General features: G+C 61.8%; 25 protein-coding genes and 1 pseudogene. 15 read left to right on the forward strand and 11 right to left on the reverse strand.

From position 1 onward, the window contains the following. Positions 1–268 precede the first annotated feature (268 nt). Both NLY37_RS10330 and NLY37_RS10335 read left to right on the forward strand, forming a co-directional pair. Positions 269–460, forward strand: coding sequence for a hypothetical protein (locus NLY37_RS10330; protein ID WP_023667524.1), 192 nt, complete (start codon positions 269–271; stop codon positions 458–460). Positions 461–1,404: 944 nt separating this feature from the next. Beyond that, complete coding sequence (locus NLY37_RS10335; protein ID WP_023695401.1) at positions 1,405–1,653, forward strand: hypothetical protein; 249 nt, start codon at positions 1,405–1,407, stop codon at positions 1,651–1,653. Here NLY37_RS10335 and NLY37_RS10340 read toward each other — a convergent pair. Continuing rightward, positions 1,650–2,513 (reverse strand): ATP-dependent DNA ligase, encoded by an 864-nt coding sequence (locus tag NLY37_RS10340; protein WP_023667527.1) that lies wholly within the window; start codon positions 2,511–2,513, stop codon positions 1,650–1,652. The genes NLY37_RS10335 and NLY37_RS10340 overlap by 4 nt on opposite strands. A gap of 86 nt (positions 2,514–2,599) precedes the next feature. On the opposite strand from NLY37_RS10340, the gene NLY37_RS10345 reads away from it, so the two are divergent. Both NLY37_RS10345 and NLY37_RS10350 read left to right on the forward strand, forming a co-directional pair. After that, the gene (locus NLY37_RS10345) at positions 2,600–2,821 is read left to right on the forward strand and encodes a hypothetical protein (protein ID WP_023681532.1); all 222 of its coding nucleotides are present in this window, start codon (positions 2,600–2,602) and stop codon (positions 2,819–2,821) included. Positions 2,822–3,545: 724 nt separating this feature from the next. Beyond that, a complete protein-coding gene (locus tag NLY37_RS10350) occupies positions 3,546–3,734 on the forward strand; it encodes a hypothetical protein (RefSeq protein ID WP_023688348.1) in 189 nt (62 codons plus the stop codon). A gap of 372 nt (positions 3,735–4,106) precedes the next feature. On the opposite strand, the gene NLY37_RS10355 is transcribed toward NLY37_RS10350, so the two are convergent. Next, positions 4,107–5,078, reverse strand: coding sequence for an ATP-grasp fold amidoligase family protein (locus tag NLY37_RS10355; protein ID WP_023741432.1), 972 nt, complete (start codon positions 5,076–5,078; stop codon positions 4,107–4,109). Between the two features lie 90 nt (positions 5,079–5,168). Beyond that, positions 5,169–5,747, reverse strand: a complete 579-nt coding sequence (locus NLY37_RS10360; RefSeq protein ID WP_023741433.1) for an NUDIX domain-containing protein — start codon at positions 5,745–5,747, stop codon at positions 5,169–5,171. A gap of 144 nt (positions 5,748–5,891) precedes the next feature. Between NLY37_RS10360 and NLY37_RS10365 the strand changes: the two genes are divergently transcribed. The 4 genes from NLY37_RS10365 to NLY37_RS10380 all read left to right on the forward strand — a co-directional run bounded on the left by NLY37_RS10365 (position 5,892) and on the right by NLY37_RS10380 (position 8,035). Next, positions 5,892–6,989 (forward strand): NADH:flavin oxidoreductase/NADH oxidase, encoded by a 1,098-nt coding sequence (locus NLY37_RS10365; RefSeq protein ID WP_023734433.1) that lies wholly within the window; start codon positions 5,892–5,894, stop codon positions 6,987–6,989. A gap of 16 nt (positions 6,990–7,005) precedes the next feature. Continuing rightward, entirely contained in the window at positions 7,006–7,281 is a 276-nt protein-coding gene (locus NLY37_RS10370; RefSeq protein ID WP_023734434.1) for an SH3 domain-containing protein, read from the forward strand. 176 nt (positions 7,282–7,457) lie between these two features. Further along, positions 7,458–7,736 carry a DUF982 domain-containing protein gene (locus tag NLY37_RS10375; RefSeq protein WP_033003030.1) on the forward strand — a complete coding sequence of 93 codons (279 nt, stop codon included), beginning with the start codon at positions 7,458–7,460 and terminating at the stop codon, positions 7,734–7,736. A 59-nt stretch (positions 7,737–7,795) separates the two neighbouring features. Next, a complete protein-coding gene (locus NLY37_RS10380) occupies positions 7,796–8,035 on the forward strand; it encodes a DUF2188 domain-containing protein (protein ID WP_023667535.1) in 240 nt (79 codons plus the stop codon). Positions 8,036–8,152: 117 nt separating this feature from the next. On the opposite strand, the gene NLY37_RS10385 is transcribed toward NLY37_RS10380, so the two are convergent. Further along, positions 8,153–8,425 carry a hypothetical protein gene (locus NLY37_RS10385; RefSeq protein ID WP_023734436.1) on the reverse strand — a complete coding sequence of 91 codons (273 nt, stop codon included), beginning with the start codon at positions 8,423–8,425 and terminating at the stop codon, positions 8,153–8,155. Positions 8,426–8,429: 4 nt separating this feature from the next. After that, positions 8,430–9,491, reverse strand: a complete 1,062-nt coding sequence (locus NLY37_RS10390) for an alpha/beta fold hydrolase (protein WP_023741434.1) — start codon at positions 9,489–9,491, stop codon at positions 8,430–8,432. A gap of 173 nt (positions 9,492–9,664) precedes the next feature. Here NLY37_RS10390 and NLY37_RS10395 point away from each other — a divergent pair, with 173 nt between their 5' ends. The 7 genes from NLY37_RS10395 to NLY37_RS10425 all read left to right on the forward strand — a co-directional run bounded on the left by NLY37_RS10395 (position 9,665) and on the right by NLY37_RS10425 (position 14,030). Then, positions 9,665–10,405: a competence/damage-inducible protein A gene (locus NLY37_RS10395; RefSeq protein WP_023734438.1), complete on the forward strand. Its 741-nt coding sequence runs from the start codon at positions 9,665–9,667 to the stop codon at positions 10,403–10,405. A 98-nt stretch (positions 10,406–10,503) separates the two neighbouring features. Beyond that, positions 10,504–11,337, forward strand: a complete 834-nt coding sequence (locus tag NLY37_RS10400; protein ID WP_023741435.1) for a universal stress protein — start codon at positions 10,504–10,506, stop codon at positions 11,335–11,337. A gap of 87 nt (positions 11,338–11,424) precedes the next feature. After that, entirely contained in the window at positions 11,425–11,925 is a 501-nt protein-coding gene (gene gpt / locus NLY37_RS10405; protein WP_023667540.1) for a xanthine phosphoribosyltransferase, read from the forward strand. A gap of 206 nt (positions 11,926–12,131) precedes the next feature. Beyond that, entirely contained in the window at positions 12,132–12,629 is a 498-nt protein-coding gene (locus NLY37_RS10410; protein WP_023667541.1) for an NUDIX hydrolase, read from the forward strand. A 185-nt stretch (positions 12,630–12,814) separates the two neighbouring features. Continuing rightward, positions 12,815–13,135: an ArsR/SmtB family transcription factor gene (locus NLY37_RS10415; protein ID WP_023741436.1), complete on the forward strand. Its 321-nt coding sequence runs from the start codon at positions 12,815–12,817 to the stop codon at positions 13,133–13,135. Then, positions 13,132–13,596 (forward strand): SRPBCC family protein, encoded by a 465-nt coding sequence (locus NLY37_RS10420; RefSeq protein WP_023688339.1) that lies wholly within the window; start codon positions 13,132–13,134, stop codon positions 13,594–13,596. The genes NLY37_RS10415 and NLY37_RS10420 overlap by 4 nt, the downstream gene beginning before the upstream one ends. A gap of 20 nt (positions 13,597–13,616) precedes the next feature. Next, positions 13,617–14,030, forward strand: a complete 414-nt coding sequence (locus tag NLY37_RS10425; RefSeq protein ID WP_023741437.1) for a GFA family protein — start codon at positions 13,617–13,619, stop codon at positions 14,028–14,030. Between the two features lie 43 nt (positions 14,031–14,073). Here NLY37_RS10425 and NLY37_RS10430 read toward each other — a convergent pair. From NLY37_RS10430 to NLY37_RS10455, 6 genes and pseudogenes are all read right to left on the reverse strand, one after another. Next, positions 14,074–15,880, reverse strand: a pseudogene (locus tag NLY37_RS10430) (ABC transporter ATP-binding protein). A gap of 388 nt (positions 15,881–16,268) precedes the next feature. After that, positions 16,269–16,679 (reverse strand): GNAT family N-acetyltransferase, encoded by a 411-nt coding sequence (locus NLY37_RS10435; RefSeq protein ID WP_023741438.1) that lies wholly within the window; start codon positions 16,677–16,679, stop codon positions 16,269–16,271. A gap of 70 nt (positions 16,680–16,749) precedes the next feature. Then, entirely contained in the window at positions 16,750–17,700 is a 951-nt protein-coding gene (locus NLY37_RS10440) for a diacylglycerol kinase catalytic domain-containing protein (RefSeq protein ID WP_023741439.1), read from the reverse strand. Positions 17,701–17,713: 13 nt separating this feature from the next. After that, a complete protein-coding gene (locus tag NLY37_RS10445) occupies positions 17,714–18,598 on the reverse strand; it encodes an SPFH domain-containing protein (protein WP_023741440.1) in 885 nt (294 codons plus the stop codon). Positions 18,599–18,630: 32 nt separating this feature from the next. Further along, positions 18,631–20,310 (reverse strand): NAD+ synthase, encoded by a 1,680-nt coding sequence (locus tag NLY37_RS10450; protein ID WP_023741441.1) that lies wholly within the window; start codon positions 20,308–20,310, stop codon positions 18,631–18,633. A gap of 117 nt (positions 20,311–20,427) precedes the next feature. Continuing rightward, on the reverse strand, positions 20,428–21,129 hold the full coding sequence (locus NLY37_RS10455; protein WP_023741442.1) for a DNA-3-methyladenine glycosylase I: 702 nt from the start codon (positions 21,127–21,129) through the stop codon (positions 20,428–20,430). Positions 21,130–21,184: the final 55 nt, after the last annotated feature.

Below are 21,184 nucleotides of genomic sequence, written 5' to 3' on the forward strand. Positions count from 1 at the left end.
GCACGGCCAGAAGACCGACCAACTCAACATTTCTTGTGTTTTGTCGCTTGTCCATCTTCGTCGCCCGCATGTCGTTGGCTTTGGCATCTTGCCGTCAACGTGCAGCTGTTGGAACCAACCACAAGTGCCGCTGATCGGAGATTCAGTCGGTGCTGCATATTAGCAACACATTGTGGAACGATCGGGCGGCATCAGCCAATTGCTTTTGAATGCGCTTGCACTTGCTTCGTACGATTCCGTACAGTTTCCCCCATAGGGGAGGCGGCCGATGGACCATGACGAGGAAGGCTACAGCATTGACGCCTTCGATTTCGATGTGGTGTGCGAGACCTTCAGGAGATCCGTTCGGGAGTTGAACCTGGCTGAAGAGCATTGGGTAGACCACGCGAAGGCGCTGCTACGGGAATTCACCGACAGCGCACCTGATGACGACATGATTAGCCGGATCGTCGGGCGCTAGTGGCCTATACAGCGGTAGTTGGTTAGAATCGTACCCCGGTCCTGCCACGGAAACCTTTTCCAAGGTTTGCCGCGTCATAGAGGCATCACAGAAGCTCCTGGAACAGATTGCCCAGCGCGGAGGGCCCTATAACGAAAAAGCTCGCCACCGTGAGGCAGCGGGCAGTTTTGGGAGAAACAGAAATGGGAACAATGGACCCCCGAATTGCCAACGGGCCATCGCCAATGCCGTCAGAGAGCCCTGCCTGGACGTGTGGCGTCCTGTCCGGCCCTCGCCATTGATTTCGTCGGCAAGCTTGTCTTTGGCCTCGTGATAGGTCTTGAAGTTGGCATCGGGATGGCAATCGCCGGCTGCCAAGGAGGCCGGCCGCTGGCCGACCCATCAGTTAGGCGTCCGTAGCCAGAGCGTTATAAAGCAGCAAACACGCCAGGATAGGAACGGCGCTGCCTAGCAGCTGGTCTGCCGTGAGGCCGGAAAAATAGACAAGATGAAACGTCACCATCGCTCTACCAATCACGGTTCGGAACACTGCCGAATTAACCGTTGGCCGACGCTAATGTTCCGCTCTGGACTCACTACCGCTTTGGAAGAATCCTGCATCAGCGCCCCGCCGACCTTGATCTCAACGTCCGTGCCACAAGGCTTTCCTTCGTTCGCATGGTTCGCAGAGATTAGCACGATCGCATACTCTCATCTCATCCGGCGTCGTCTCCCTCACAAAGCAGCGCCGGTAAGGCTCGGCGACCTTCTTGTTTGTCCGTGTGCCAAAGGAGGTCGCCGGGCCTGCCGCTGCTCATCTTTGCTGGTGGTTGCTCCTGATGGCTGCGCTTGGCGCCGTCGCCCTACTGCTACCTGCGGGGTAAGGCCGGCGAGCCCTCTTGTCAGGCAGTCCGGCATGTAGGATTATAGTCCTCGTTGCGGCGACCCCTCAATGGAGAGCGCCAATGGCCAGAACCAAACCTTCGGAACAACTTTCCCGGGCTGAAATCGAGCGCTTCCTGGCGGCAGCCGAAGCGCTGCACAAGAGCATCGTCGGGCCGCTCCTGGCGTACCACGGCGAGCACTACCAAGCTCTACGTAAGGTCCATGGACCCCTGTTGAAGTCGATCGAGACCATCACCGGCCAGAGGGCGAAGTTCATCCAGTGGAACGGGACAGGACCGGCACAGCCCCGGGACAAGCCTCCGGGCTAAGTCTCCTCCCGGAAATCCAGCAGCTTGGCATGGCGAAGCTTCTCCTCGCCCTTTAGGAACCGCACGCGGCCGACCAGGCCCGGCTTTAGCCATTCGGCCTTGTCACTCTTGAGCCCTTTCGGCGCCGGCCCGCCAATCTTGCCTTGCACGCGGTCCCATAGGCGCTGGCGCTTGTCCGCCTTGAAGGTGACGAAGGCGCCGCCGGCATAGTGGCCTTTGTCGGCCATCAGCACCATGGCAGGCTTGCCGGCCTCGCGCTGCACGCCGATGATGTCCATCTCCTTTTCGGCATAGCACTTGATCTTGCGCCAGTTCGTCGTCGGACCCGACCGATACTTGCTGCCCTTCCGCTTTGAAACGATACCTTCAAGCCCAGCCTGGTCGACCAGGTGAAAGACGGCGTCGCCAGTGCCCGGCATCGCTTCGCTGAACTGAATTCGGCCGCCGTCCGGGATCAACGCCCGGAGTATCTCGCGACGGTCTTCCACCGGCGTGTTCCGCAAGTCATGCCCGTTCAGGTGCAAGAGGTCGAATGCTAGCAGATACAGATCGCGCGAAGGCTTGCGGCTGGTCGCGGCTGATTGATGCGCATGGAAGTCGGATAGGCCAGCCTCATTGATCGTAATGGTCTCGCCGTCGATGATGAAGTCTTTCGCCTCGATCGCTTCCGCCTCACCGGCAAGTTGGATGTAGCGGCCCGTCCAATCATAACCGTTCTTGGTGATCAGCCGAATCCCGTCATCATCCTTGATGACCTGGGTGCGGTAGCCATCGAATTTGATCTCATGAATCCAATCATCGCCCATCGGCGGCGTGTCGACCAGTTCGGGTTCCATGGGCTTGATGAATTTCAGACGCATGCACTGACTCTCAGAACTGCGACTTCAATTAGCAATTGCTAAATTAGTTCCGGAACATTTTAGACGAATTGGATGTTTGAAGGGCTATGAAGATCGAAGCCGACCAATGCCGGGCAGCGCTGACGCTCATCCGGCGCACAATGGAAGAGCACTGTCCTCCTGGCGTGCTGCCGAGCGAAGAGATGGTCAATGGGCTCTATGGTCCGGAACTGATCCATGAGGCGGAAGCCATTGCCGCCGGCATCGTCGCAACCATTGACCAGCTGCAATTGCCCGTGATGAAACCGCCGTCCCCTAGTATCAAATAGAGACCGACACAGGGAAGGTCGCTTGGCCGCCCGATCGTGGGCTCGCAACGACCGGCGAGGCGATGCCGGCCCCACCAAGGGTTACAGCCCCTCGACCAGCAGCGAAGGCGGCTCGCGGCAGTGCAACACCCGAAGTGTTTCGAGACGACGATGGCCACCGAGCGTAGCCAGCGCGCGTTGTGCTGCACAAGGACCGAGGCAGCGGCACGGCCGCCCGGGCTACTCCAAAGGCGGCTCTTCGCTCTGTGGAGCCAAAACGGTGATATCCATCCTGGCGATTGTCGATGCGGCGCGCCCCTGGGCTCCAGAATCCGTGTCGCCACTTTCTGCCGCCATTGCCCTGGCGCGATGTCCTACGCTGTCTGCGCTTTTGCCTGGCGCAAATCCTTCGCCCGGTTCTGTCTTTGCGGGTTTCGGTCGAGTTTCAGCTGCCTGCCGATGTTGGTTTCCAATCGCCGAGACCATCGATACCCCCCCTTGATGAGGCCGCGACTGTACCTGTCAAGGCTGTAGCGAGGCTGATCACTTAAGTGGTCGGGTTGCGCCCGCTCGTCGTGGCCCTCCGATCACTGGGCTCTCGATGCCTTGGCGCTCGCGGACGTCTGGTCGGGTGGGAAGTTCAAACTCAGCCGCCCTTTGCGGCACCGGCTTCGCCCGACAATTAGGAACGATTTCGCCCGCCATGTGTTACGCAATCATGAATCTCGCGGATCCCGGATCAACAATGGCAACCGATCTTTTCACGATGCAACTCGCTGATGCTCAGCAGCGCATCAAACAGACCGAGTTCGCGCTGGTACTCAGCGAGAAAATGGTGGCTGAGAACCTCGCTTTATCCAGCAGGATACGATCGGCGAGGCGGCGTGTCCTGAAGGCCGGAAGGCCTCTGGCGACAGTCGACTCAACAAGCTGAAAGAGTTCTTCAAATGATCTCGACCCAGTCGGGACGTGGGAGAGCTTGCCGGCAACCTTAGCGGTAATCGGCCGAGTCGCAGCAGGAAGCGCGCCGAAAACTTGCTCGATGAAGACTGCGGCGTCGCTATGACACTCGCCTTGTGTTGCCGAATCCGATCTGCGCAAAGGCGCGTGGTCGAGACCAGGCAGCGGCTCACGAAGATTAATCCCAGCAGGGCAAATTGACCGCTACGGCTCAGTTGAGGCAGCACTTCGAAATCACGGCTATTGACCTGCTGAGCTATCAGTTTCTCTCGATCTCTAATCGTATGGGTTCTCCGCACCACCCTTCGCTCTTCGAGCTTCGGCGTGGCAGGCCACCGAGTAGCCGTCAAACGTCGAGATAGCCGGCGGCGACCAGCGTTGCCTTATATCGTTTGGCAAATCGGCTGGGCAAACGACTGAGGTAAGCTGACGCGCCAATATCCCAATGCGCGCCCAGTTCGCGGTCGAAGGCAGCCGGATCGAATTGCAGCAAGCCGCTGCGTGGGTAGACCGTGAATTCTCCGAAGATCGGCTCCCCCTCCTCCTCGTAGAAATCGACACGCACCATGTCGAACTCGCTGCCGAGCGCCTCGGCTGCCTCGATCATCCGCGCCAGGCTCTTGGGAGGGGGAATTTCCAGGCTCGAGTCGATCGCGCCCTGGACGATGTTCAGCGGGCGCCAATCGCGATCCAGGTGGGCGGTATTCTTGACCGTGGAACGGAAGGCGACGACGACAATGTAGGCGACGTGGCCAGCCAGCACACAGAATTTGTAGTCGACCGGGTCATAATCCTGGTCCTTGCCGACAAGCGCTTCGACGAAAACCCGCCGCTCTATGTGCGCATAGCTGCGCTCCAGCTTGCGGGCGCCATAGGTTTGGCCAAGGTATTCCGTCATCTCGGCAATGATCGCCTCCCGGTGGGCGTTGGCCGGATCGCGAACGATGACATTCATGGCGCAACCGTGGTTGCATTTGACGGCGTAGGGGATTTTCAAGTCATCGAAAGGGATCTGGAGCGGATCGTCGCCCTGCCACAGCACCTCCGGGATGGCGAGCCCGGGAAGCCGCTCCCTGACGATTTCCTTGGACTTGAGCTTGTCGAGAAGGCCGGTAAAGCGAGGATCGTCATCGAAAATCTTGCGCCAGTGGATCTTTTCCGTGAACGTCACCGGGGCTGCAAAATTCGGCAGATGCCGCATCCGCTCAAGGAAACGCTGGGTCAACCGGCGGTAGCGGACAAGCAGCGCGGCGTTCAGCAAGATGAGAGATGCCCGCGCGCTGTTTCGCTTCAGCCATGCCTTTGCGCCACGCGCCATTCCGGTGTCCTTGCAACTTGCGCAACTTCATCCGCGAAGTGGACGTGCCACCCTGCCCGCAGCAGTGAGGCACGTCGAGCTTCGCCGGAGCTAGCCCTTCATCGGGTACAGTTTCAAATGCTGGATCAGGATGATCGTCTTGGCGTCGATGATGCGGCCGTCTGAAATGCCGGCCAGCGCTTCATCAAGCGGCATTTCCAGAACCTCGATGTCCTCGCCCTCGTTGGCCGCCCCGCCGCCGGCCGAGATGCGGTCGGCGGGTGAATAGCGCGCCACGAAGAACCACAGCCGTTCGGTGACGCTGCCCGGGCTCATATAGGGGGAAAACAGCCGCTCGATGTTCTGTAGGCGATAGCCGAGCTCTTCCTCGGCCTCCTTGAGGATGGCGGTTTCGGGATCGTTTTCGTCGAGCAGGCCGGCGCAGGCCTCGATCAGCGGTTCGCGGTGGCCGGTGACATAGGCGGGGTAGCGGAACTGCCGCACCAGAAGCACCGTCTGGCGCTCGGGATCGAAAGGCAGGATCACCGCGCCGTCGCCACGATCGTAGGTCTGGCGAATCTGCGTCTCCCACTGCCCGTCTCGCCGACGGTAATCGAGAACGGTCTTCTTCAGGACCGCCCAGTCGTCGGACAGGACTTCCTCCGAGCGGATGCGGATACGATCTTCCATGATGAGCTCCAAGCTGTCGGCGCCATGGCGTAACCGCGAACGGTTTTGCGCGCAACCGAAACGGCGAAGCTTTCACCGCCTCGTGTCTGGTGCCGGCAACTGCCATCGCCTAAATAGCTGCAGTCCCTCTCCGGAGTTTTTTTGATGACCGCAGCGCTTTTCCAGCCGATCGCCCTCGATGGCCTGACCTTTCCGAATCGTATCGCGGTGGCGCCGATGTGCCAGTATTCCGCCGAAGACGGCTCGGCCAGCGACTGGCATCTCTATCACTGGATGAACCTGGCGATGTCGGGCGCCGGCATGGTCACCGTCGAGATGACCGACGTCGAACGGCGCGGCCGCATCACCCATGGCTGCCTCGGCCTCTATTCCGACGACAACGAGGCGGCCGCCCGGCGCACGCTGGATGCAGCAAGGCGCGTCGCCGCGCCGGAAACGAAATTCGGCATTCAGCTTGCCCATGCCGGCCGCAAGGCCTCCAACCGAAAGCCCTGGGAAGGCGGCGGCCCATTGCAGCCGGGCGAGGATCCCTGGCAGACCGTCTCGGCCTCGGCCATCGCCTATGACACCGGCTGGAATGTGCCGCATGCGCTGGAGGAGGATGAAATCCTGCAGCTTATCGAGCGCTTCACTCAAGCCGCGAGGCGGGCCGAGCGCGCCGGCTTCGACTTCCTCGAGTTGCACGCCGCGCACGGCTATCTGATCTTTCAGTTCCTGTCGCCGCTTTCCAACCAGCGCACCGACCGCTGGGGCGGCTCGCTGGAAAACCGCATGCGTTTCCTCATCGAGATCGCCAAATCGGTGAGGAAGGCGGTTCCAAACCTGATGCTTGGCGCCCGCCTGTCGGTAAAGGACTGGGTCGATGGCGGTTTCGAGGTCGCGGACGCGATCGAGGTGGCCAAAGCCTTGAAGGCGCTTGATGTTGCCTATCTCTGCTGTTCGAGCGGCGGCAATTCTCCGTTGCAGAAACTGCCGACCGGCCCCGGCTATCAGGTGCATCTGGCCGAAGCGGTGCGCAAGGGCGCCGGCATCCCGACACGGGCTGTCGGCCTGATCGACGATCCCGCGCAGGCAGAGGCGATCGTCGCCGACGGCCGCGCCGACATGGTCGCGCTGGCCCGCGCCTTCCTCGCCGATCCGCGCTGGGGCTGGCGCGCCGCCGCCACCTTCAGCGAAAAAATCCATCCCGCGCCACAGCTTGCCCGCTCGGTGACGACGATGCAGCATTGGATGAGGGGCTGAACAGGCTGCGCCGACGGTGGTCGCGCTGTCGTTCGCCGCGTCGTCTCCGGTCGGCGCGCAATATTGCGAAGGCACGGTGCACGGCCTGTCCAGGCACTACGATCTCGATACCGGCAGCGGGTTTCTCGCTGTGCGCGCACGGCCGAACTTGTCGTCGCGCATGATCGGGCAATTGTTCAATGGCGACCACACCGAGATTTTCGACCGCCGCGGCAACTGGTACCAGGTCGAAATCGGCGGACGGACCGGCTGGGCCAACGCCCGCTGGCTGCGCAACGACTGCGGTTACTGAGACCAACGATTGCGGTTGCTGAGACGCCAATGCATGTCGCCCAAAAGTGGGACCCGGTTTTGGGACAACGACATGCATTAAACAGAAATCAAAAGCGCGTCGCAAACGCGACGCGACTTTTGGGCGCAGGCTGACGGCCATTTTTGCAACCATATTGGCTGCTTTGCGTTGCGGCCATCATGGATAACAAACCTTTTGAAACCCCGGTCGTGGTCGAACTCGGCCATGTCGGCAAATATCGCCAGATCCGCAGCACCCAGGAAGCGGCGGAGTGTCTGATGACGGTGTGGCCGCTCAACCGCGGCCCGCGCCATCGTGATGCTCTCGACACTTGCCTCAAAGTGCTGGAAGGTTATCGTTCGACGGCCGATGCACGCAGGGCTTTGATCGAAGCGGCCAAGGAATCGGAAGTGCTGGTTCCCGAAGACCGGCTGCCAGACGTCAAATTGCATTGAAGCCCAAATTGCATTGAAAAACGGGCCGCATTGAGCGGACGGACGAACCGGAGGATTTCATGGCGAAGCTGACTTACAAGATCGTCGAGCATGACGGGGGCTGGGCCTACAAGGTCGGTTCGACATTCTCGGAGACATTCCCGACCCACCAGGATGCGCTGCGCGCCGCCGAGATCGCCTCGGCCGAACAGCAGATCGCCGGCGCCACGGACGGCATCCAGTATGAGGATGCCGAAGGCAAGTGGCACGACGAACTGGCCGACGGCCGCGACCGGCCGCAGACCGAAGTTTCCGACTGATCCTTGCCCCTCAGCTTTCGCTGCCGGCCGTGGATGCTCGCCTAAGCAATTCCCTTGGGAATTGCGTCAAAACAAACAGGCGGGACATCCTGCCGGTCAGTCGAAGCCGCGGCTTGGTCACTTGCCGCAATATTGATCGTTCACGTTGGGCCTCACATTTCCGTAGGGTCCTGACGGGTCGGAGGCGCACGGCCCCGTAGCGCCGCCATAGCCTTTGCTGCCGTCGGCATTGATGCTGCCGGTGGTGCTCTGGTCGACGGTCGATGACTGCTCGTTCCCGAACGGCCACCAGCTGTGATCGTTGGAATACCTGCCGTCCGATGACTGCGCCATCGCCGATGTGGCAAGACCGATCGTCAGGACGGATGCTGCAAAAACTTTCCTGTACATTGAATTACTCCGTATCTGCCGCCTTGGGTGCGACACGGGGTAAACCGGATATCAGCCGAATGGTTCGGTGAAATTGTTGTGAGGCTGTGGTGAGGTCTTGGCCGGCGAATGCCCGCTCGGCAATGCGCTTGATGAAGGCGATGACGCGGTCCGGCGCGACGAATTGCGGCATGTGGCCGAGGCCTTCGACCGTCTCGAAATCGAGCCCTTCGATCCTGTCCTTCATCGGCTCCCCATGTATGCGCATGGCGATGACGCGATCGGCTGTCCCGAAGAAAATCCCGGCCGGCATGGCGATCTCTCCATAGCGCTCTTCGATGCGGCCAAGATCCTGTTCGACCGCCACGAAATCGGTGGAGGTCGCATGGAAATGGACAGGCCGCAGCCCGAGCCATCCGCCGCCATTGACCATATAGTCGGCGGGAACGGCCTGCGGCGAGAAGATGAACTCCAGTGTCTGCCGCGCATATCTGAGGCTTGTTGGTATCGCGACGGTGTAGGCCATGATCCAGCGCCAAAGCCGCGAACGGATATAGAGCAGGCCCGCTTTCTCGCGGACGCCGGCTTCCAGATGCGTCAGCGGCGCCAGCAAGGCGATGCCGGAAATCGCGCCGGGATGCTCCAAGGCCAGGGTCAGCGCGACGGCGCCGCCCAGGGAATGCCCGACCACAAGCGGCCTTTCCAGCGCGAGCGTTTCGATGAAGCGCCTTATGATCTCGGCCTGCTCAGGCAAGCGGCCGGTGGCTCCTTTGGCCCGCACCGAATAGCCCGATCCCGGCCGGTCGAGCGCGATTAGCCGGCAACCGGGGCCGAAGCGGTTGAACAGCGTGTGCTGGAACTGATGAAGCTGGGCGCCAAGTCCGTGCACGAACAGGATCGGCCGTCCCTCGCCCGTTTCGACATAATGGATGCGGCTGCCGCCGATCTCGACGAAGTTTCCGCTGGCCGGCACCAGCCTTTCGGCCTTGGCGGCAATCCAGAGCGTTGCCGCGACCAGGCAGGCTACGATGACGAGAGCCAGCACGGACAGGCCGGCAACAAGCCACAGCAGAATCGATACCAGCATGTTTCACCCGGGAGCGGACCGGCGCGCACCATCACCCACTGACGAACGCTCGGCAAGGCAGATGGCGGCTTGTGTCGGCATTGCCGCCAGTTCGATGTCGCGCTATCTCAGGCGACCTTCTTTCTGCCTCAGGCGACCTTGTCTGCCAACGGGCCTGTTTGCCGGAGCCTTCCATGCCTGAAATCGTCACTGCCGCCATGCTTGTCATCGGCGACGAGATTCTGTCCGGCCGCACCAAGGATAAAAATATCGGCCACCTCGCCGACATCATGACGGCCATCGGCATCGACCTGAAGGAAGTGCGGATCGTTCCCGACGAGGAGGACGAGATTGTCGCTGCGGTGAATGCCGTGCGCGCCCGCTACACCTATGTCTTCACCACCGGCGGCATTGGCCCAACGCATGACGACATCACCGCCGATTCGATTTCCAAGGCTTTTGGGGTGCCGTGCGAATACGACGCCAAGGCCTATGCCATGCTGGGCGAGAGCTATGCCGCGCGCGGCATCGAATATACCGAGGCCCGCAAGCGCATGTCGCGCATGCCGCGCGGCGCCGACCATATCGACAATCCGGTCTCCGTCGCGCCCGGCTTTCGCATCGGCAACGTCCATGTCATGGCCGGCGTGCCGGCGATTTTCCAGGCCATGCTCGACAATGTCGTGCCGACGCTGAAGGCCGGCACCAAGATGCTGTCGGCCACCGTCCATTGCCCGTTCGGCGAAGGCCTGATCGGCGGTCCCCTGGGCGACATCCAGAAGGCGCATCCCGACACCGTCATCGGCTCCTATCCGAAATATGGCGACGGCAAGTTCTGGACGGAGCTGGTGGTCCGCGCCCGCGGCCAGGAGGCGCTGGATTCGGCACGCAAGGACGTCGAGGCGATGGTGGCCGGCTTCACCGCCGCCAAGTGACCCTGGGTTCGCGGACCATCGCCGGGCCGGAACCAAGCACCGCACTCCCACGTTTTCCCTCGGGCGCAGCACGCGCTGGCAGATTTGAGGGATTTCGCATGCGCTTCAAGACCATCGTCGCCATATTGCAGAACGAACAGGACGCCGAACGCGTGCTCGACTGCGCCATCCCGCTTGCCGACCGGTTCGAGAGCCATCTCATCGGCATCCATGCCGAAGCGCTGCCCGTTCCCTACACCTCGGCAACCGGCTTCCCCGACACCGAGTTCCTGCAGGTCTCCGCCGACATGAACCGCGAGCGCGCCGAGAAATTGCAGGCGCTTTTCGTTCGGCGGATCGAGAATTCCGGCCTTTCCTTCGAATGGCGCAGCCTCGAGAGCTTTTCCGGCGACAGCGCGCTGACGGGTATTTCCAGCGTGCGCGCCGCCGATCTGATTATTGCCGCGCAGCGCGAGACCGGGGGCGACACGAGCGCCGATGTCGACACGCTGGTTTACGATGCCGGCCGGCCAGTGCTGGTGGTGCCGCATGAGGGGCCGTTGGTCACCACATTCAAACATGTGCTGCTGGCCTGGAACGGCAGCAAGGAGGCGGCGCGTGCCGCCTTCGACGCGCTGCCCTTCATCATCGAGGCCGAAAAGACCGACATTCTTGTCATCGATCCGCCGGATACGCTGGATGACAACCCGGAAGCCGCCGGCGCCGAGATCGCCGCGGCACTCTCCAGGCATGGCGCAACGGTCAGCGTGTCGGTGCAGAAATCGGGTAATGCTTCGGTCGATGACGTCATCCAGACCCGGATCGCCGAGACCGGAGCCGACCTTCTGGTGCTCGGCGCCTACAGCCATTCCTGGCTGCGTCAGCTTTTGTTCGGCGGCGTCACGCGCACCGTGTTGCGCAGCGTGCCGGTTGCGGCCTTTTTGTCGCGGTAACTCCACAGACTGGCCCCGCCCTTGCCAATGCCCTGACTTTCCAGTTAATTCCGCGCGCATTCCACAATGTTGCGCGCGGAGTGCAGAATGTCCCTTCCCGAAAAAGCCTTTCCGGTCTCCTGGGACCAGTTCCACCGCGATGCCCGGGCGCTCGCCTGGCGGCTTGCCGGCGCCAACAAGGGTCAGTGGAAGGCCATCGTCTGCATCACCCGTGGGGGCCTGGTTCCCGCTGCCATCATCTCACGCGAACTCGGCATACGCGTCATCGAGACGGTCTGCGTCGCCTCCTATCACGACTACACCAGCCAGGGGCAATTGCAGGTGCTGAAGGAGATCACGCCGGCGCTGCTCGCCGATGATGGCGCGGGCGTGCTGATCATCGACGACCTCACAGACACCGGCAAGACGGCAGGCATCGTGCGCGCCATGATGCCCAAGGCGCATTTCGCCACCGTCTACGCCAAGCCGAAAGGCCGGCCGCTGGTCGACACCTTCATCACCGAAGTCAGCCAGGACACCTGGATCTACTTTCCCTGGGACATGGGTTTCACCTACCAGAAGCCGATCGCCGACGATCACGCCGGCTGATTCGCGCCAGCCCCATTTCTGCCCAGACGGCCAAACCCGCCCCGTCTGCTATGAAAACAGACACTGGAAGGCACATTATTCTGTCGAATCGACGCCTGTTGGCGGATTGGACGGTTGGTGTGATGTTTTTTACTTTTAAGACTTACACTTGTCGGTAAGATTCATACGGCGGCTAACGATTCTGAGGGCTGGGGTAGCTTTCACTGATGCTGACGACACCGGCGACACACGACCATCTGGCTGAAAGGGTCCGCAAGCTCTTCGGCACTTCGCCTTGTCGCCTGCAGGTTGCCGCTTTGCCATGGCGCAATAACGAAGACGGCGTCGAGATCATGCTGATCACCAGCCGAGACACCGGGCGTTGGGTGCTGCCGAAGGGCTGGCCCGAGGCCAGGGAGCCGCTCTGCGAGGCAGCGGCGCGCGAGGCGGGCGAGGAAGCCGGATTGCGTGGCAAGATTTCGCTTTTCGAGGCCGGTCGTTACTTCTACGCCAAGGCCCTCGCGTCCGGCGAGGAAGTCCCTTGCGAAGTGCTGGTGTTTCCGCTGCAGGTCGAGCACGTTGCCGACCGCTGGAAGGAAAAGCGCGCGCGCACCCGCAAATGGGTCAATGGGGCCGAGGCCGTACGCATGGTCAACGAGCCGGACCTCTGCCAGATCATCGCCCATTTCTGCGCCGATCCCGACAAGTTCGTCGTTAGAGCGTAGCTCACAGCCACCGCTGCATAGTCCTGCGCGCCCGCACCGGTTCTTGCCCCGATTCCGGGCTCGGTGCTTCGCTCCGCGCGCCAGCAATCCGACACTATAAATCCCTCCCCTTCAGGCCAAGCTTAGCCATAGCTTGACATGCAGGCGTTTACCTGCATATTGTGTCTTCAAGATGAGTGAGACCAATGGACGCCGACAAGGTTTTCAAAGCGCTGGGCGACCCGACCCGCAGAATGCTGCTGGATCTTCTGTGTGAGAAGAACGGCCAGACGCTCGGCGAGCTTTGCCAAAACCTCGACATGGCAAGGCAATCCGCGACCCAGCACATCGATCTTCTGGAGGCGGCCAATCTGATCAGCACGGTCAAGCGTGGCCGCGAGAAGCTGCATTTCATCAACCCCGTGCCGCTGCACGAAGTCTACGAGCGGTGGGTGCGAAAATTCGAACGGCAGCGGCTGAGCCTGCTGCACGACCTGAAACAAGAACTCGAAGGAGACGACCAATGACCCGGGAAACCACCAGTTTTGTCTACGTGACCTACATCAGATCGACGCCACAAAAGGTGTTCGAAGCCATCACCAGGCCCGATATCGCCAAGCGCTACTGGGGCCACGAAAACGTCTCCGACTGGAAGCCCGGCTCGAAATGGGAACACATCCGCGCCAATGACGAACGGACCGTCGAACTCGTTGGCAAGGTCGTCGAAATCTCGCCGCCAACTCGGCTGGTCATGAGCTGGGCCAACGCCTCGCAGGCCGACGATCCGACCAAGCACAGCCAGGTGACGTTCGCCATCGAGGAATACGACACCATGGTCAAGCTGACCGTCAGCCATGACGAGCTCGAAGCCGGCAGCGGCATGGCCAAGGGCATCAGCCAGGGTTGGCCGGCCGTGCTGTCCAGCATGAAATCCTTCCTCGAAACCGGCACAGGCATCGACCTGTTCGCCAAGCCGAAATCGGCCTGAAGCAACCGCGGAGAACGATGATGACCAAGCACTTTACCGGCGGCTGCGCCTGCGGCGCGATCCGCTATGAGGCCCGCGGCGAGCCGATCTTTCAGAACCACTGCCAATGCCTCGATTGCCAAAAGCGCAGCGGTACTGGCCATTGTTCCTATGTGACCTTCGGCCGGCGCGCTGACGTAAAGATCACCGGCGAGCCGAGCACATGGCGGATGATCGCCGACAGCGGCAATGAAAAAGCCCAGGCCTTTTGCCCGACCTGCGGCACGCCGGTCTACGTAACGTTCGTCGCCATCCCGGAGGTGACGGCTATCCAGGCCACGAGCCTCGATGATCCCGGCCAGTTCGACCCGCAGGCGGTCACCTACACCGTGCGCGGCCACGCCTGGGACACGATCGACCCAGCGCTTCAGCCATTCGAGCGAATGCCTGGATGAACCAGGCAGAGCCCTATCCCTCGGATAGGGCTCTGCGTTCAGCTCAGATCACCAGGCCCTTGGTCAGTTCCAGCGCCTGCCGCTCGAACAGGCGGCGGTAGATGCCGCCCTTCAGCCGGATCAGCTCGTCATGCGAGCCTTCCTCGACGATCTTGCCACGGTCGAACACGAGCAGCCTGTCCAGCGCCCGCACCGTCGACAGACGGTGCGCGATGACCAGCGTCGTGCGGCCAACCATCAGCCGCTCCATCGCCTGCTGGATCAGCACTTCCGATTCCGAATCGAGGCTCGATGTCGCCTCGTCCAGGATCAGGATGCGCGCATCCGCCAGGAAGGCGCGTGCGATCGCCACCCGCTGGCGCTCGCCGCCCGACAGTTTCACGCCGCGTTCACCGACCAGCGTGCCGTAGCCCTTCGGCAGGCCGGTGATGAAGTCGTGCGCGCTGGCGAGCTTGGCGGCATGCTCGATCTCGGCCTGCGTGGCGTCCGGACGGGCATAGGCGATGTTTTCCGCCAGCGAGCGGTGGAACAGGATGGGCTCCTGCTGGACGATGGCAATCTGCGCGCGCAGCGACGCCTGTGCAACCTGGGAGATGTCTTGGCCATCGATCAGGATCCTGCCGCCGCTGACATCATAGAGACGCTGGATCAGCTTCACGAAGGTCGTCTTGCCCGAGCCGGAATGGCCGACCAGTCCGACCCGCTCGCCCGCCGCTATCTCCACCGAAAAGTCGCGGTAGAGCGGCAGGCGATGGCTACCATAGTGGAAGGTGACGTTATCGAAGGCGATGTGGCCATGCGTGATCCGGATCGGCTTGGCGCCGGGCTGGTCCTCGATGCCGAGCGGTTGCGACTGGAAATCGACCAGTTCCTCCATGTCGTTGACCGAACGTTGCAAATTGCGGATATGCGTGCCGATGTCCCGGAGATAGCCCTGCAGCACGAAGAACGAGGTCAGCACGAAGGCGACATCGCCCGCACTTGCCTGGCCCCAGGCCCACAGCATCAGCGACAGGCCGATCACTGCCGTCCGCAGCACCAGCAGCATGGCGCCTTGCGTCGTGCCGTTGATGGTGCCGCGCACCCAGGTGCGGCTGGTCCGCGCGCGCCATTTGGCGACGACCTTGGCAAGACGCGTTTCCTCGCGCGTCTCGGCGCCGAAACCCTTGACCACGGCATTGCAGCTCACCGCATCGGCAAGCGAGCCGCCAAGCCGCGTATCCCAGCTGTTGGCGAGCCGTGCCGCGGGCGCGACATAGCCGAGCGACAGCAGCGCCGTCACCGTGATGAACAGCACCGAGCCGACTGCCACGACCAGCCCCATCAGGGGCCAGAACCAGCCGAGCAGCAACGTCGAGCCGACCAGCATGGCGACCGATGGCAACAACGCAATCAGGATGGTGTCATTGAGCAGGTCGAGAGCCCACATGCCGCGCGTGACCTTGCGCACCGTCGATCCGGCAAAGCTGTTGGCGTGCCAGTCGGTTGAGAAGCGCTGCACGCGATAGAACGCGTCGGCGGCGATGTCGGCCATCATCTTCAGCGTCAGCTCGACAATGCCCATGAAAGCCAGGTTGCGCAGCACCACCGCCGGTCAGCGCCAAAGCGATGAGCGCGAAGAACGCCGCCATTGCCGCATTCCACGCGACATCGTCAGCCAACGCACTACTGGCGACGGCGTCGACCAGCCGGCCGGAATAGAGCGGCGTCAAGACGTCGGCCAGGGTCGACAGCAGGAAGCTGCCCATGATCAGCGAAAGCCGCCACGGCTGGCGCCGCCAATGGCTGAGCGTGAAGCCAAGAACGCTGCGAAAGGCGCTCGCGCGCAGATCGATTCGGAAACGAGCCATGATGTCATCCGGGCGCAAATCTGCCCGGTCCCGGTAAGGTCTGAAATTGAAAACCGCGCTGGGCAATTCGCCCGGGGCTGCGGAGGTTCGGCATAGGTGGCGGCGCGCCCGATTTGTCGGGTGGCGACCGGCATCGGCAGAAGCCTGTGCTCGACCCGGCATCAGTGCGAAGGACAAACCTTCGCCGGACGCCAGGTGAGACCTAGGCTTCGCGGCCTCGCATTACCATGTGAAATACTGCCATTCGGACCTCCCGCAAGACACTTGCGGAGTGGTCCTTATAGAGACGCCATGAAGGATCGCCAAGGCCAGGCACGTGGCAAAGCTTAACTGGTCCAACCAGTGAGGTTATTTTGCAACAACAGCCGGCCAACCCCCCGCCTGTGCCTCATTCCGGGTTGCGATCGAGGCGCATGTAGCGGCCGTCGGTCGATCCCTTGAAGCCCAGCTTCTCATAAAGGCCATGCGCGTCACTGGTCGACAGGCTCCAGTGCGAGACCGTGCTGAGTTCAGGGTGGTCGATGAGCGCCCGCACCAGTTGCGTGCCAATGCCTTGGCCGCGATGCTGCGGCCAGATGATGATGTCGGCGAGATAGGCAAACACCGTACGGTCGGTGATGGCCCGGCCAAAACCGACTTGGTTCCCGTCGATATAGGCCGCGGTGCAGAACGAGTTGGCAAAGGCGCGGCGATGAAAGTCATCGCTGCGGCCGGCGCCCCAATAACTCGCCCTCAACAGATCGGAGGTCGCCCGGAAATCGATCCGTGACATGTCGAAGCTGATTTCACAGTCGGGCACGGTGCCTCGCAAAGAATGGAGGGCGGCCGAATTCAGTCCGGCCGGTGATTTGGCTGCCCACGTGGCGCGCTTATGGCACCACGAGATAGGCCTTCTGGTCGGCGATCGCGATGGTCACGTCGGTGCCGGAATTGAACTCGACGAAATCGAGCTCCATCCCGTCGCTGAAGATGACGCCGCCCCTGCTCTGCCGCGAAGAAACCACCAGCGGCCGGTCGCGGGTGATGACGCCATGCACAAGCGACACGCCGGTCGTGTTGCTCGGAAACGGTTCGCGCACCGAAAAGAACAGCTGTTCGCCTTCGCGGTCATAGCCTTGCGGCGGCACGGTCGGCACGGAGTTGTCACCATAGGCCGCAGCCAGTCCCGCGGCGCCCGCAATCACCGAGCGCAGCCAGCCGGTAGAGCCGGCGCCGGTCGAAATGATGATGCCGCTCGACGACTGGCGCTCGGTCCTGCCGCCATAGGTCAATTCGTAGCGCGCCGAGACATGCGTCGAGGCGCCAACGAACAGATCGTTGAAGGCGATTAGCCGGCGTCCGTCATTGGAGCGCGCTTCGGCCATCACCACCGCCTGGCGCTTCGCCTTGCCGGCGATCGTCAGGCCGAGGACCTTTTCGGTATCGTCGGCATTCCACGGCAGCAACACGCCGTCGAAAAGCGCCGGGTTCGGGTTAATGCCGATCAGCGGCTGGTACGGGAGGTACTTCGCGGTGTTGGACACCAGCCCGTCCTGACCGAGCGCGATCACCGCGTCGGAGCCGAATTCGAACTGCGGGACCAGTTCGCGGTCGAGCCGCAACTGCTTGAGGCCTTGGGGAAGCGAACCCATCACCTGGTCGAGCGCTTGGTGATAGGCGTCATGCGCTGCCTTGACCGGGTCGAAATCCATGCCGGCCTGCCGGAGGTAAAAGCGCGCCTGTCCCTGCGTGTTGAAGCGCGTCGTCAGCTCCTCGAGCTCGGTCTTGCGGGTGACGACGATCACCCGGTCGATCGGCCTGCCGCTCTGGTCGCTTGCCACCCGTGCTTGCCTTTCAGGACCCGGCTTTCGGCGTGGAAAGCTGGCTGAGCGCGCTGGTGAGCATGTCAGGCGTGATCGACAGATTGCCGACCGAACCGCCCTTTTCCGCCCAGGCCTTGAAGGCCATCGCCGTCAGCACGTGGGCGGGCGCCGACGAATAGACGGTCAGTTCCAGCTGCTGCGCCTTGGCTTGCGCCTCGGCAAGCGTCAGCTTGTTGCGCGCTTCGGTGTCGACCAGCAGCTTGTTGCGTTCGGCAAGCTCGATTTCGGTCGCCAGTTCGCTCTGCTTGATCTCGCGCTCCTTCTCGACGCCCCAGGCACGGCGCCCATAGATCGCGGCATCGGCCTGGCGCTGCAGCGCCTCGCGATATTCGGTCTGGAGCGCCTTGCGGATCTCCGGCGTCGGCTGGACCGAGGTGATGTGGACCTCCTCGATCGACAGGCCGGCGGTTGCCGCAATCGGATCGTTGCGCAGGAGTTCGGCGAGATTGCCGCCGAGCTTGGTCACCTCGGCCAGCGCCTGCTCCAGCGTCATGCTCGAAACCACCGCGCGGGCGCGGCTCTGTATCGCAAGCACCAGGCGCTCGGCGATCTTCTCCCGGCCGTCGCCGACGACGTCGGCACGGCTGAGCTTGGCGCTGAAATCAAAACCTTCGGCTGCCTTGAGTGGATCGATGATGCGGTAGCTGACCGACCCCTGGATTGCCAGATCCTGGAAATTCGCCGTCGTCTCGGTGAAGATGAAAGGGTTGTCGAGCGACGTCACCGGCACCATGGCGATGGTGGTGCCGAACGTCCTGTACCAGAAGGAGATGCCGCGCCCCTGCTCACGGACCTTGCCGTTCTTGAAGCGCAGGATGTGATATTCAGGCGTTCCCTTGAAATAGCTGAAAAACATGAAAGCCCCAAGGTTCTCTAATTAAACGAAGTTCAGCCGCGATCCCTGAAACGGTTGGTGATGGGATAGCGGCGGTCGCGGCCAAAATTCTTCCGGGTGATCTTCACACCCGGCGCCGCTTGCCGGCGTTTGTACTCGGCAATGTAGAGCAAATGTTCGACGCGCGTCACCGTCGCCCGGTCGTGGCCGCGCGCGACGATGTCGTCGACGCCCATTTCGTTCTCGACCAGGCATTCCAGAATGTCGTCCAGCACCGGATAGGGCGGCAGCGAATCCTGGTCGGTCTGGTTCTCGCGCAATTCCGCCGACGGCGCCTTGTCGATGATATTCCTGGGGATCACCTCGCCTGAGGGACCGAGCGCGCCCGGCGGCACATGGCTGTTGCGCCAGCGCGACAGCGCATAGACCTGCATCTTGTAGAGGTCTTTTATCGGGTTGAAGCCGCCATTCATGTCGCCATAAAGCGTGGCGTAGCCCACCGACATCTCGCTCTTGTTGCCCGTGGTGACGACCATCGAGCCGAACTTGTTGGAGATCGCCATCAGGATCGTGCCGCGCGCGCGGCTCTGCAAATTTTCCTCGGTAATGCCTTCCTTGGTGCCCTCGAAAAGCTGCGTCAGCGTATGCAGAAAACCCTCGACCGGTTCGAAGATCGGCACGATGTCATAGCGGCAGCCAAGCGCACGGGCGCAATCCTCGGCATCCTTCAGCGAATCCTCCGAGGTATAGCGGTAGGGCATCATCACCGCCCGCAGCCGCTCCTCGCCGAGCGCATCGACGGCCAATGCGGCGCAGATCGCCGAATCGATGCCGCCGGAGAGACCCAGCACGACGTTCTTGAAGCCGTTCTTGTTGACGTAGTCGCGCAGGCCGAGCATGCAGGCGCGGTAGTCCGCCTCCTCGCGCTCGGGGATTTTCGACATCGGCCCTTCCGAGCAGACCCAGCCGTCAGCTGTGCGCTTCCACTCGGTGACGGCAAGCGTTTCCTCGAACTGGCTCATCTGGAAGGCGAGAGACTTGTCCGCATTTAACGCGAAACTCGCGCCGTCGAACACGAGTTCGTCCTGCCCCCCAACCTGATTGGCGAACAGAAGCGGAAGACCGCTTTCGATGACCTGGCGCAGCGCTACTTGATGGCGCACATCGAGCTTGCCGCGATAATAGGGCGAGCCGTTCGGCACCAACAGCAGTTCCGCCCCACTCTCAGCCAGCGTTTCGCAGACGCCGAAATCGTTCCAGATCTCCTCGCAGATCGGGATACCGATCCGCACCCCTCGGAAATTGGTGGGGCCGGAGATCGAACCTTCCGAGAAGACACGCTTCTCGTCGAACTCGCCATAGTTCGGCAGATCAACCTTGTCTCGGGTCGAAAGGATTTTGCCTCCGTCGAGCACAGCGACCGAATTGTGCTTGCCCTTCTCGCCCTGCCGGGGGAATCCAATGATGATGCCGGGACCACCATCCGCAGTTTCGCGCGCCAACTCGTCTGTTGCGTTTAGGCAGCCCTCCAGAAAGGCCGGCTTCAGCACCAGATCCTCCGGCGGATAACCGGAGATGAAAAGTTCCGTGAACAGGATGAGGTCGGCACCTTGCCGGGCTGCATCCGCCCTCGCCTCACGCGCTTTGGCGAGATTGCCGGCGATGTCACCGACGATCGGGTTCAACTGGGCAACGGCAATGCGAAGCGTGTCAGGAGCGGTCTTCTTGGTCATGCTTGCGGTTTAGCGCGGCAAATTTGCCCCGGCAATGGCGTTCGTTAGGACCACCCCGGACTGATCGAATTCGATCATGTCCCGGACCGATCTATTTCGATCGTGTCTAGTCCGCCATTATTCGCGTAGCGCCTCCGGCGAATGGTTCTCTCCGATCGACATCGCCAGAATGCGCGAAATGTGCCGGCGCGGCAGGCCGGTTTCCTGCGCCCATTTGTTGATCTGCGCCTGGATCTTGTCGAGATCCCTCTTCGACGTCGGACTTTCGGCGATGTCGAGGCCGGCGTCACGCAAAGCCGCGACGATATCGGCCGAGATGACGAAGGCGTCCCATTGCAGCCAGCGCAGGAAATACTGGCCGGTGTTGCCGCCAAGCCGGCTGCCATGCTTGCCGAGATACGCCATCAGCCCGACCTGGTCGTCGTCAGGCCACTCCGCGAGGAATTTGCCGAAACCGCCATGTTCCTTCGACACACGCTCAACGAAGGCGGCGTTGTCGCGGACGGATTTGATCTTCTGCGGGTTGCGCACAATGCGTTGATCAGCCGTCAGGTCGTGCCAGAAGTCATCAGGCTGAAACAACAGCCGTTTCGGCTCGAAATGGAGAAACGCGTCCTCGAACCCAGGCCATTTCTGTTCGATAACGCGCCAGACGAAGCCGGCGGCAAATACCCGCTCGGCCATCGTCGACAGGATGCGATCGTCCGTAATGTCGGCAATCGCAGCATTGTCAGGCGCCGGTCCGAGCAGCGAGGTCAGCACCGCGTCGCCGCCTTTGCGTTTTGCTGCACGGGCGCGAATCTTCGCGAAATCGGGCATCCTGCATCCTCGCGCCGCGCTTTTGACGAAACGCCATCTTCCTATATGCAAACGA

The sequence above is a fragment of the Mesorhizobium sp. C395A genome (assembly GCF_030323205.1).
Lineage (GTDB): Bacteria > Pseudomonadota > Alphaproteobacteria > Rhizobiales > Rhizobiaceae > Mesorhizobium.